Source organism: Cysteiniphilum marinum (assembly GCF_014857925.1).
GTDB lineage: Bacteria > Pseudomonadota > Gammaproteobacteria > Francisellales > Francisellaceae > Caedibacter > Caedibacter marinus.
Map to the genome: position 1 here is coordinate 1 of NZ_JACYVZ010000048.1, position 13,814 is coordinate 13,814.

The window sequence follows — 13,814 nt, forward strand, 5'->3', positions numbered from 1 at the left end:
CAAGGTATATTTTCATTATGTTAATTTTAAAGGAGTTACCACATGACTAAGAAAACAGAAGTTAAAAATTATAATAAAGCGGAATTTGTGGCGTTAGTTGCAGAAAAAATGAACGCAACCAAGGATAATGCCAACAGATCAGTTGATGCGTTTGTTGAAGCGGTTACTGATATTGTCAAAAGTGGCGATTCAGTCAACTTTCTTGGTTTTGGAAAATTCAGCGTAGGCGAACGTGCAGCTCGTGATGGTCGCAATCCAAAGACAGGTGAAGTGCTAAAAATCAAGGCATCTAAAACGCCAAAATTCACTGCGGGTAAAAGCTTAAAAGCCGTTGTTAATGGTAAATAATGACTGACAATAACGAGTTAAACAACAACTTACCGACACCGCATGATGTCTTTTTTAAAGCCAATCTAGCCGAAAAAAGAAAGGCTAAGGCGTTACTGAAACAGATATATTCAAAAGAGTTGTTAAGTAAACTGGATTTGAAACATTTTAAGCAAGTGCCGACTGAGTTTATACAGCATAACTTGCGTAAAGTGGTCGGTGATGTGTTGTATATGACTAAGCTTGACGGCAAAGATGTTTATCTATATTTTTTGTTTGAGCATCAGTCAAGCAGTGACGAGCTAATGTCATTTAGACTGTTGTTGTATGTTATACAGATCATGCAACAGCATTTGCAACAGGGGTATAGTAAGTTACCTATTATTTTACCCGCAGTGATATATCACGGCAAAGAGTCACCTTATCCTTATTCGACAAGCATTTTTGACTGCTTCGAGGATAAGGAAATAGCCAAAGAATATATGTTCAAGTCATTTAACTTGCTTGATTTAACCGTCATGAGCGATGATGACTTAGGGCAATTTGACGCTAATTTAGTTTTTGAATATATGCTTAAACACAGTCGGGATAACTTGGCAGATAAGCTGATAGAGTGGCTGTTACAGTATCCGCAACAAGCAATATATTTCATAACATCTGGCAATAATCTATTAAATCAAGTATTCTCATATATAGAAAGTCGCAATGATATTGACAGTGAAGCGATAGATAAATTAATCGGTGTTATTAATGAGAATACAGGTGGTGAGTTTATGAATTACCTAGAAAGGCGAGAACAAAAGGCAGAACAACAAGGTATGCAACAAGGTGCGGTTTTAAAGGCACAAGATACTGCACGTAACCTATTAGGCATGGGTTTATTGTCTAATGAGCAAATTGCACAAGCTACTAACCTTGACCTTGATACTGTCCTTAAACTGAAAAAAGAAATTGGCACTAAGACGAAACATTAGGCTTGAAGATTTGGGCTAAAAGTCCCACTTCGGCATGAAATGTAACCTCAAAAAGCTGTTGTGCTAAAGAGTGAAATACGTAAATTTTTTTAAATACCCCTTGTTAAGGTACAAACGCTGAGGTGCCACATTCACAAAAAACACTCCATTTCCTTTTTTCTTACCACAATCGTGGTCGCAAAATAGGAAATGAGGCTGTCAAATCTTAGGTGCTAAGATTCAGTGACGCATTAACCTCTGTTGCTCTGGCACGACTTTAGTCCATTCGTTTAAAAAGCAATCAATATAAGGGTCTATTGCTCTACCCCAAGTAATGTAAAGTGGTTGATCAGTATATGTTCCTGAAGTTGCGCTATGGGCTAGTCTGGCTGTAAATAATACAATAGGTGGAAGTTATCGCTAAAAATACCCTTTTTTACCCAGTGGAAGAACCCCCAAAAATGGGGATCGTTTTTTGTTCAGTGCGCTTTACATTAAAAATATGATAAATCATCGATAATTTAACGTCACAAGTGCAAATAACAATCAACAATAACGAAAAATACCACAAAAACGCCAATAAATTCGATTTAAGCGCGTTTTTTATTGATTTTGAACGATTGCATTGGCATATTTAAGATCATTAAACAGTGCTTAAATATGAAAGCCGAATTTTTAACCAAAACTGCTAAAAAAATGGATTTTTAGACTGATTTTGAAAATATACCGAAAAAACGCCCGCGTTATAAGCCGAAAAACGTCAATTTTTTAAAAACTGCATATTTGGTCGTGATCGAACATGAGCAAAAACTAATATTCATATTTCTTGAGAGGGAGCCAGTCCATGAAACTAAAACTTAATATACAACGTGATATTCACGATAAAATAAAGCTTCAAGGTAGTAAACTGATACTACCCATGCACCTTGATGTTGTTGAGGTTTACAAAGATGTCACTTTATTTGAGCCTGACGATAGCAAGTATGTTGTTGCTGTTCATCATCATATAGACGATGATCTGTATTCAGCGGTGTACTTTTACTTTGATGATGGCAGTTACGCTAGAAAGGCACGATTCATGATTAATCAATGTTTCGACAATCGTAAAACTGAGCTTGTCATTGATCACGCCGTGATGATTGAAGTTGAAAACTACAATGATATGGCATTGCCACGTCATCAAGTGACGCATTACAATTTAGTGACAAGGGAGAGGCAGACTTTTTGTAATCCGTTTCAGCGTGAGAGGGTGGCTTAGGTTAAGGGTCACATTTTTGTTAGCTGAAAATTTAGGACAAATCGGCTAAGTTGCTGTTAAGTTCTCTGCGCTGAGGTGCTGTAACTGACAAAATTAATCACAATCAAGGGCAAGTTTAACCCAACGCCAAGCCATATATCATATAGGTTTGTTTTGTATTACTTGTTGTCGTCAATGACAGTGTAATTGTCGTTGACGCTAATTAAGTTCTTTTCGCTGAGATGCCACAATAGCATAATTACAGATAGCACTGATTTTCCCTGAAAGTGCCTTAACGCTATATTTTATATGGCTTTGGTCGCTATTGATTAATTTTAAACTGATCGCCTAGTCATTATCTGATTAGCTCAATTACCCCTCTGTGGAAGAAGTGCCAAGAATGCAAGATCATCTTTTAAACAACACCTTAGCAATCGCTTATGGGGTAAGGGCTAGAGGGCTATTTTTAAATCACTGTGACCGGTTTACTGCCGTATTCCGACTAGAGGCTATTAACATAAGGAGCAAAAAAATGACCATTATTAAGTTAAACTATAACACGCCCAATAGAAAGCAAATAGAAAAGCAAAGACAGATTTTAAAGCATAATATTGTTTATATGCTTGAAGAATGTATTAGGGTGTTAAAAGCAAATGCTGACAATAAACTAAAAGCTGCTTGTTTAATTGATATTAAAAACGCACTTTTATGTCGAAGCATCAGCGATTTATGCGAACTTTCGCATTGTTTAAAGGTGATTGATTGCCATAAAGCTGATTTCATAAATAACAATCCTCAATGTGTGCCAATTATATATAGGCGTTTAATGTCTGCACATTCAGCACAAAAGAACACAAAGAATGAACTTAGTTTAATCGTTCTAAAATCAATATTGTCATATAGCAACAAGACTGGGGTAATGTTTTTCTATCCTGATATCAATGATTTTGAATAAATTTAACTTTAAAAAAGGGTTCCCTGCACAGCCCTCCAATTTTCCCTTTTTTTAAACAAAAAAATTAAAAACATCAAAGGAACTAAAGGAATCAAACCATGAGATACCGTAAGCATAACTTTGCCCCAAAAAAGGCAATCAATACATCACTTTGCCCGAATTACCACCCGCAATTCATCTATTGGACGCAAAACCGCATTGTCAAAGATGCTTTAAGCAAAGGGTGGCGGGTCGTTGTTCAAAAGATGGGTAGGCGTTGCTTAGTCCAGTCTTAACCTAAAAAACAAAAAATAACAAAACAATAAAAGTCATTATTAATCATTCATTTAAGGAGTTTCATCTATGTTCAAAAACACCACCCGAGGCGGTCAAATATTTTTTCACAACTGGCGCATGTTTAAACAAGTAATACTTAAGATATTCGCCTTGTATTTTTGTTTGTTATTACTGTCATTTGCCAGTATTGCCTATTATACAGGGAATAAATACGAGGTTTCTGCTTGGGTTGGACTTAAAAAAGCACAGATTGCTGCCAAGTTTACCGATAAGCCGCTTAAAAATGTCAAAGTGATTGGGTTAGAGAATGGGCGTGAAATCTCTGATAAATTCACGAGCCGTCAATTATTTGAGGAGCCTTATTTTAGTCGGAAAGCTGCCAAGGTTGATAACAAGTTATTCTGGGCGTTTATTATCCCTTTCAGTATATGGACACCTTTGTTTTTAATTGCGGGGTATATGATCAGAAGAAGAACAAAGGCTAAGTTTAGCGGTGAGGAGTTAGTGAGAGGCTCAAGTGTTAGCACCCCTAAAGCGGTTAATAAAATGCTTAAATCTGAAAATAGACTTTCACCATTAATGATTGGGAAACAGCATTTAGTCTATGATTCCGAAGTAAAACACATTGTATTACATGGCACAACAGGTACAGGGAAAACGGTTATTGTTAAAGACTTATTGCGCCAGATTCGCCCACGTTATCATCGTGCGGTTATTTTAGATGATGGGGGAGCTTATGCACAAAGTTTTTATGATGAATCAAGAGGGGATATTATTTTAAATCCTTTTGATGCTCGCTGCCCTAATTGGAACGCATGGGATGAATGTGTTGAAACAATTGATTACGATAACTTTGCAGCGGCTTTAATTCCCGATGAAGCCGATAAGGATAAGTTCTGGGTGCAATCGGCTCGTAACTTACTATCAAGCTTGATGCAAGAGATGAAAAAAAGAGGGCAAACATCGTATGAAGCGTTGTTGCAGTATTGTTTAAATTATCCCTTAGAAAAATTGCAAGAGGTATTAAAGGATACACCCGCTGAACAATTGGTTGACGGTGATATTGCCAAGACAGCAATTACAATTAGGGCGGTTATCACAAATCATGTTAAGGCATTACGCTTTTTGCCACAGGAGCCGTCACGTCCTAAGTTTTCGTTTCGTGAGTGGGTGATGAATGATCACAAAGGGGCATGTGTTTTTGTGGTGATACGTGACAAGGATATACAGGCGATTCGTTCGTTAATTTCATTATGGATAGGGTTGCTCACAACGCATGTCAAATCGCTTGAGCGTTCACGTCAACGTAGAATTTGGTTGATTCTTGATGAATTGATGAAGTTAAACCGTTTAACGTCATTGCCTGATACCTTAGCCACTGGGCGCAATTATGGGTTAAGTTGTATTTTGGGGATACAGAACAAGGCGCAGCTTAGGTCAACGTATGGACGTGATGAAGCACAAGAGATTTTTGATTTACTATCAACACAAGTCTTTTTACGGTCAACCTCAGCGGATATTGCCGATGAAATATCAAAGGAGCTTGGCGAGTGTGAGGTTATTGAACGGTTAGAGTCAAGCTCGTACGGTGCGGAATCAGTGCGTGATGGTATTTCGATAAACCCAACCAGACGGACTAAGCGCATAGTAAGTTATACTGAAATTCAAGATATGAACGATCTTGAGGTCTATATCAAGCTCCCTGCTCATGTACCACGAGTTAAGATGAAATTAACCTTGTCCAAAGAGACAAAAGAGTTAAGCGCAAATAAGGTGGCTCGATCTGGTTTTATTGAGCGTGACATGCCGATCAATAAAGCCCTTGAAAATAAGTTAAGTTATGAAGTGGCACGTAGTCATGGCGGGGCTAATTTTAACACTGCCACAGGGGAAGTTGTTAATGTCATTAATACCGATAACGGCACAAGCTCGTCTGTACACACAGCAGGGCAATCTGGGCAAGCAACACAATCTGAATCAACTGAATCAACTGAATCAAAGGTTGAAGATAGCCAAGAGATAAACCATCGAGCAAAGGCTTCTTTAAATCAACCATCAACACAATCAATAAATCAAACCAAGACGGCTGAACCGATAGAAGATAAAGCGAATTTAAAGACGCTTGACGCTATGCGCTCAGCAGGGGCAATCAAAGATAATCAAACACGTCATGATGACGTTAAAGCAATTAATCAGAAGTCACATAGTGATGTGGGTAAAGCAAATCCTTATACGGTGAGCGAAAAGGAAATTTAATCACTTATTGTTTATTTGTACCCATTTTTCAAACTTTACATAAAGGAGTTACCAATGCTTAAAGCAAGAAAACTGAGTACATCGAACATGTCTCAATCAATGAATATTGCCAACTACTACAAAGATGAAGAAAAGCACCTTGATGTCAAAGATGTTGAATTGATGACAAAAGAGGAAGCGCAAAGGCTAGGCATTGATGCGTCAAGTATTAAAAATGACTATGGCGATTATGTCATTGCTGAGAATAGCAAAGATCGCAGCTTATCTGAATGGGGCGGGGCATTGGCTGAAAAAGCGGGATTGTTAGGCAAAGAAGTTACTTCTGAACAACTGGCGCAAGTGTTAGAGGGTCACTTAATGGGGCAAACTGTACAACGAGGTGCTGCTAAGGGTGGGCAAGCCAATAGTGTCCGTTGTGCGGGGCATGATATTGTGTTTAGTGCGCCTAAGTCGGTATCTGCGATGGCATTATTGTTTGGTGATTATCGTTTAATGAAAGAACATCAATCTGCGGTTAAAGATGCGATGGCTGAGTTTGCGCGATTGGTTCCCGTTATGCGTGTTCGTGATAAAGCCACAGGTGAGTTAATGCGTGTTAAAACCGATCAAATTATTTATGCGATGGAAACGCATAAAGTCTCTCGTGATCTTGACCCGCAATTACATACCCATGCTTTAGCGATTAATATGGCAATGGACGATGAGGGTAAATTAAGGGCAATCAATATTGATGATTTTTATGATCAAAAGTTAAATATTTATCTGGGTAAACTCTATCAAGCCAGTTTAAATAAGCGTGTTCGTCAATGCGGTTATAAAACACATGCAACAGGCAATGGTCAATTTAACATTTCAGATATTCCTCAAGATTTCTTAGATAGTTTTTCAACACGCAGAAAAGCGATTATTGAGAAAGCTTTTGCGCTTGGCGTTACAGACGCTAATACAATTGACAAAATCGCGCAATATACACGCAAAAGTAAAGCGTATGTTGAGAAGTCTTATCTGCATAGTTTATGGCAAGATCGCAAAGCGGCATTTGATGGGGTTGGGTTGTATAAAGAGGTCTTGGCACGTTCTCAAGCAATGAAAGAGGCTAAGGAAAATCAACAGACACAGGAAACGCAGGAAAAACAAGCGACACAGCCCAATGTTCAAAACAAGAACAACAATCAAGTTAATCAAGGTCAACAATCACTAGATGTTACGCTTGATAAATCGCACCAAGTAAAAGACGGCTTGAATCAAGTAACAGGCGCAGCTCAAACCGTTAAAAGTAATGCTGATTACCTTAGCATGATTAACCAAGGCGATGTTGCTCAGGCGGTTGTTGAGCTAACCGTGTCACACATGGCACGTTTTCAAACACGTATGCGTTATCAAGATGTTTTAAATAAAGCCATTGATGACTTTGCGATTGATAAAGCAATGACGGTTGCTGAATTAAAAGCTGCTATTGATGAAAAGATCAAATCAGGTGAGATCATTCCATTAGACAAAGCCAATGAAACCTTAACCACAGATCAACAGAAGCAACAAGAGCTATCCGTTCATGAGTTACTAGGCAATCAAGTCAAAGGGGCTAAGGTTAATTTAGGATTGGGTGCCATAAGCACCTTACCGATTATGAAAGATAATGTGCAAGCAATTATGGGGGTAATGGCAAGCTCCAAGCAAGCCAATATGATTAATATACAAGGCTCGGCTAAAGAAGCGATTAATGCGCTAATCCATTGCGCTCAAGAGGAAAGCAAGCGTATCAAGGTATTAGCACCGAATCATTATCACGTAGCCGATTTAGCGAGAAATACCCAACAACCGATACGTAAAACCGAAAGTTTATTTGACTGGGTTAAGAACACTTTTTTGTTTAACAAAGATCATGAATATATTGAAACACTGGGCGGGTTTACTTATCGCCATGCTAGTGACACGAAAGATAATCAAAATAATCAAAATAACAGACTATCACAGCGTGACATTATCGTGGTTGATCAAGCTGAAAAGCTATCGGTTGAAGATGCTAAGAAGTTGTTAGAAATAACGCAAAAAGGTAAGGCTAAGATTATCTTTTTAAATAGAAATGGGGTGCAAAAAGCCAATGGCAATATTACTGAAACCTTAGCGACTGGTGGGATTAAGCAATTTAACTGGCAGTATCAGGAAAAAAGCCCCGTATCTTTGAATATTCAGGCAGTTAATGAGGTCAATAAGGTCAATGTGCTTAAGTCACAGGGGAGCCAATCACTAGATCGTGATCAGGCACATATCGACAAAGTGGTGAATACCTATAACGGATTAAGCGCACAAGAGAAAGCTAACACGTTAATTGTCGCAGCCACTAAACGAGAAGCAAGCGCATTAAATGACATGGTGCGTGAATCAGTTAAAACACACAACCCATTACAGGCTGACGATATATTGACGCTGAATATGGAAAAGCGTGTTTATCTAACCCCCGAACAGGCAAAGGTGGCAAAAAACTATACGCAAGTTGAGCGGATTGATTTTTTTGTTAAAGGCAAAGGCATTATGTCTTATCGGGTCAATGGCGTTGATCAAAGTAATAACACGGTAAAGACGACAAAGCTTGATGCGAGCAATCCAGTTGAGCAGTTTTTCAAAGGTGATCAAGTCACTAAAGAAGTAAAAGGAGTAAAAGAAGTAAAAGAAACGGCTTTTAATCCTTTAACTAACCGCAACCCATTTACTTTAATTGCCACTAGCCCTATGGAAATTATTAAGGGAGAAAAGTTAATGATTACGCAATCAAAAGCACACGGTTTGAAGAAAGGGCATAGCTATGTTGTTCATGGTTTTGACCGTTCAAATCAAGAAATCAGCTTAGTTGATAGAAACGGTGAGCTAATCAAGGTTAAGCAAAGCGAGCTAGAGAAATCAACATTGCAATATGACTATGCCCGAACATTAGATTATGTATCACATCATGAAGACAAGGCAATTATTGCCAGTTTTAAACAATATGCGTTAAGTAAAGAAGTTGCCAGTGAGTTAATGGCAAAAGCCACAGGTAGCGTTGAGTTGATCACCGATGATGTTGAGAAAGCACAAAACCGCATGAAGCAATCCAAGGTTCAGCCGTCAGTGATCACGTCAATTGTTCATGCTCATTTAGGGTCAAGTGCAAAAACGGTAACGCAATATATTAATGCCAATACCAATAAACAATTAATGACGGATTTAAGCAATGCCTTAACTGCGCTAAATATTGAGATCAACAAAGATCACATGACAAAATCAGTTGAACATGTCATTGCTGTTTTATCTGATAGGCAAGCGGCATTTGAGCATACTGATTTAGTCAAAGATGCTGTAGCGCATTGTTTGAATGAGTATAAAGAAACCATTGATTTTGGCGATGTTATGGAAGTATTGAATCAGAAATTCAGTGATGGTGAGATTATTGCTTCAAAAGATCATATGGTATGGACGACTAAAGAAGCTATTGCCCTTGAAAGATCAATTATTACATCGTGTGAAAATGGCAAGAAGCAAGTGGCTCCCTTAGCAACTGTTGAGCAAACGCAACGCTATCTTGATGGGTTAGATGGTGAGATAACACAGGGTAGATCACTAACCAAAGGGCAAATTGCTGCGGTTAAGCTGATTACCAATACACAAGATCGCTTTGTTGCTGTACAAGGTTATGCGGGTACTGGAAAATCAACGATGTTACAACAGGCGCAAAATATTATTGAGCATGTTGACGAGATTGTGAATCATGGTGGTAATGCAGATAATTCAGATAGTGCACAGGCTGATCATTCTAATGGCGAGCGTAAAGAAAGTAACGAAAGTAAAGACAGTAAAATTGAGTTTATTGGTCTGGCACCTACGCATGATGCCGTTAAGTCATTAAGTGATAAAAATATCACTTCACAAACAGCACAATCACTGATTTTTCAGCGGTCTAAAGAGGTTTTAAGTGAACTTAAAGCCTTTGATGAAAAGCACAGCAGCACTTCTTTTGTAGGGAATCATCAAAATAAACCTAAAGGCGAGCTTGAAAACAAAGTATTTTTGCTTGATGAATCATCAATGGTCTCAAATAAAGATTTTGCTGATTTTATGCGGATTGTTGAAAAGCATAATGCGCGTGCAGTTTTTATTGGTGACATTAAGCAGTTGGAATCTTTAGGTGCGGGTGCGCCTTTTAAATTACTGGTATTAGCGGACAAGATCGATGTAGCGGTCATGAATGAGGTACAGCGTCAAAAAGATGACAATTACTTAAAAGCCGTTTATGCGGTTGCTAAGAAAAATCCTGAATTAGCATTACAGTTTTTAGATCAGCAACAGTCACATGGAGAAGTGAAGTATCGAGATAATGCCGAATTTAAAACCCCTGAGCTTAAGCTCAATATTGTGGAATCTGTGCCTGATAAAATCGATATTTCTAAAATTGACCCATCTAATGATGACAAAATCAAATTAGCAAAAGCCATTAATACGTTAATTGATGGTAAGCCTATTGAGGCGATTGAGGGCAGCCCTGCATTTATTCAAAAGGTTAAGAACGCATACAAAGTCATGAAGATTGAAAAAATGCGTATAGATACCGCTAACGAGTTAGGCAATAGAACGGCTGAATGTCGCGCTGACACCTTAACTGTTCTTGATGCACACAAGGAGCGTGACTATATCACGGCAATGGTAAGGGAACATGACAAAGACAATGGCGTTATTGCCAAAGATGAAAAGAAAAATATCGTCATTGATCGCCTTAAAAATCTCAATATTGAGAGTGAAAAGATGAAAGCGATTGATACTTATGAGGCGGGTATGGTTATGCAAAAAGGTCAAAATAATTATTATGAGATCATGGCTGTAGATAGTAAAAACAATCTATTGTCATTAAGAAACCTAAGCACTAACAAGCTTACACACTTTGCCCCTGCTAAAGCAAATCATCGCTTTAATGGTTTGTTTGAAGTTAAGCAAAATGAGGTTGCTGTCAATGAAACATTGATTATGACGAGAACGGATAAAGACAGCGGAATTTATGCTAAAGACAAAATGCGTGTTGCGTCCATTGATCAAGATAAAGGTCTTGTTACATTGGTTAATGAGGAAAAGGATAATAAAAAAGTTGTACTAGATAAAAACAATCTAGCAACACTACATTGGGATTATGCCCTGAGTATGACGACAATGGCATCACAAGGGAGTGATAAAGAGTTAGTAGTTACAGCACAAAAATCTACCTCGCCTTTAGCTAATATGCGTTCACTTTATGTAACGCTCACAAGGGGTGTTAGGCATATAAAAGTCTTTACCGATGATAGAGAGGCGTTATTAGATCGTGTCAAAGAGGCGTTTAACGACAATAAAATCGCGATTCATGCGGTAACAGGTGAGGTGACATTAACTGAGCATTTTGATCGTTACAAAAAAGAAAAAGCCGAGCAAAGACAGGATAGCTATGCTCAAAATCAAGTAGCCACACATCAAGAAAAGGATAATGAACAGCAACAGATTAGTGATTCATTACATGAGTATGATCGCTATACGCAAATAATGCCAACGCATAATGAATCTGATATGAAAGATTATGATCAATATATGTCAGATTTAAAGGATGACTTTGATGTTGCTGAATCTGAATATTATGCTGTACAGAACAAACAAAAGGAGAAGAAAGATAGTAAGAAAAATAGTAAGAACAACGCGAATGTCAAAGATAAAAGCCATCATCAAAATAGCGTGAGGTTATCATCTAGCAATACCGTTGAACACAACAATGCGATAAAAGGACAAGGAAAAATCCTAAGTAATGGCACTGAAAACCAAAAAAAATATGCTAATACGGTCTTTGCTGAAAAGGTCTATGACCCTAAATACTGTGACACACAAGGACGTTTTGATATTCGTAAATATGGGGCTGAGGTCTCGGTAGAATTGAAAAAACGAACAGAAGATGTCGCAAGGTGGCTGCTTGGTGAAGAAAACAAGGGGCGTTCTAATAATACGGTACTTGCTTTTGGGCGGGATAGTGCTTCATTAAAAGTCACCTTAACAGGTAAGTTTAGGGGGCATTATATTGATTTTTCTAATACCGATGATCATGGCGATTTAATTTCACTCATCATGCGTGAGAAAGGATTAAACTACTCTGACGCTGTAGCTGAGGGGGCTAGAATGATCTCTATGCCAGAAGCTTATGATATTAAGGAAACCAAAAACCATGAAGCGTTAAGCAAGGATATTCCTTATGATGAGCGTAAAAAACTATCGTTTGAACGTGCCGTTAAAATTTGGAGTAAATCACACCCAGTTAAAGGCACATTAGCAGAGAAATACTTAACACAGCATCGAGGGATTAAGGATTATCAAGGTGCCGATGTTAAATACAATGCCAGTGTTTATTCCAATGAAGTCAAAGGTAAATATCAACCTGCGTTAGTCGCCCAATTTAAAAACGAAAAAGGCGAATTAACCGCTGTTGAATCAATATACCTTGAGCGTGTCACTGGCAAGAAAATGTCGCAGCTCAAAGTTGGCAAAAGAACGAATGGGACGAAACTAGGCAGTGCTGTTTTAATTAGCAAAGGTAATGAAAAGTCAAACAATGTTACTTTCTTAGCTGAGGGGGTTGTGACCGCTTTATCTATCAAGCAAGCTTTTAAAGACGTTCATATTTTAGCTGCGGGTGGTAATGAAAACTTTGCGAATATCAATCCTAATATGCTTAAAGATAATGTGCTTATTTGCGCTGATAATGACCGTAAAGATATTGCGACTGATTCATCGATTGTTAAAGCGGTTAATGTCTTTAGACGTGCGGGAAAGCATGTTACTGTGGTAGCACCTGACATGATTGGCGATAACAAAACGGATTATAACGATACCCTTAAAAAGGACGGTGTAAAGGCTGTTTTTGAAACGCTTAATCCTGCCTATCAAAACTTATTAAAGCATGATAAAAGCATGAAATCATTAATTGATAAGATGGTATCACAGGGTGATTTAAAACATAATGACGTTGAAAGTGTCATTAAATATGTCAATAAATCACACGATATAGATATATCATCAATTAAAAAGCATATTGATGTACTGCATAAAGATAACCTAGCTATCAGTCAAAAGGATATAGATTCAATAGCTCAAACGATGAAGTCACATGAAAATATTACGGAAAAATACAAACAACAGGACGTTGATATTGTGCCTAAATCGATAGATAAACAGATTGTTAAGCCACAGTTTACTAAATAAATAATCTTAAACTATATAATTTGGAGTATTACTATGAATGATTTTAATATACATGAAGCTTATGGTGAAATGGCGCGTATGTGTAACTTGATCATCGCTATCATCGCGGGAGATGTAAGCGATGGGACGACAGAAATTAACCGCTATATCAATAGGCGAGTAATGACTAAAAATGAGGGATTTGAAGTGCTAGATAAAACGGCTAAATTTGAATGTCCTGATTTAATCACGGAAAAGACACATGAGTTTAATATCGACTTCTTCGAGCATTTGCTAAAGAAAATTTGTGCAGGTCCTCCTGATGGAATTCATTTCCACTATATTTATAAAAACTTTCATGATAGAGTTAAGAGAACATTTGATAAGTATTATGGAGTAAGCTCAGATGTTCTTGGCAAGGATTCTTAGAAAATTTTAATTCAATTTATTTCCCTTTAGCCCCTTTCAATTTCTCAGAATCAACCTCCCCACTTAAAAGATCAGCGATATATTCATCTGATTCTCTCTTGTTTTCCTTTAGCTCAACCCCATAACCCTCATGTTTAGATAACTTAGCATTATACGTAAATGC

7 protein-coding genes are annotated in these 13,814 nt (G+C 37.8%); all 7 read left to right on the forward strand.

Features of this window, described 5'->3' with window-relative positions:
* Positions 1-42 precede the first annotated feature (42 nt).
* The 7 genes from IE867_RS13240 (at position 43) to IE867_RS13270 (ending at position 13,651) form a co-directional block, all read left to right on the forward strand.
* Positions 43-348: an HU family DNA-binding protein gene (locus IE867_RS13240; RefSeq protein ID WP_192485190.1), complete on the forward strand. Its 306-nt coding sequence runs from the start codon at positions 43-45 to the stop codon at positions 346-348.
* The gene (locus IE867_RS13245; protein ID WP_192485191.1) at positions 348-1,301 is read left to right on the forward strand and encodes an Rpn family recombination-promoting nuclease/putative transposase; all 954 of its coding nucleotides are present in this window, start codon (positions 348-350) and stop codon (positions 1,299-1,301) included. The genes IE867_RS13240 and IE867_RS13245 overlap by 1 nt, the downstream gene beginning before the upstream one ends.
* An 823-nt stretch (positions 1,302-2,124) precedes the next feature.
* Positions 2,125-2,538, forward strand: a complete 414-nt coding sequence (locus IE867_RS13250) for a hypothetical protein (RefSeq protein ID WP_192485192.1) — start codon at positions 2,125-2,127, stop codon at positions 2,536-2,538.
* A gap of 511 nt (positions 2,539-3,049) precedes the next feature.
* Entirely contained in the window at positions 3,050-3,472 is a 423-nt protein-coding gene (locus IE867_RS13255; protein WP_192485193.1) for a hypothetical protein, read from the forward strand.
* 342 nt (positions 3,473-3,814) lie between these two features.
* Positions 3,815-6,004, forward strand: coding sequence for a type IV conjugative transfer system coupling protein TraD (gene traD, locus IE867_RS13260; RefSeq protein WP_192485194.1), 2,190 nt, complete (start codon positions 3,815-3,817; stop codon positions 6,002-6,004).
* A gap of 54 nt (positions 6,005-6,058) precedes the next feature.
* Positions 6,059-13,243 carry a MobF family relaxase gene (gene mobF, locus IE867_RS13265; RefSeq protein ID WP_192485195.1) on the forward strand — a complete coding sequence of 2,395 codons (7,185 nt, stop codon included), beginning with the start codon at positions 6,059-6,061 and terminating at the stop codon, positions 13,241-13,243.
* Positions 13,244-13,276: 33 nt separating this feature from the next.
* A complete protein-coding gene (locus tag IE867_RS13270) occupies positions 13,277-13,651 on the forward strand; it encodes a hypothetical protein (protein WP_192485196.1) in 375 nt (124 codons plus the stop codon).
* Positions 13,652-13,814: the final 163 nt, after the last annotated feature.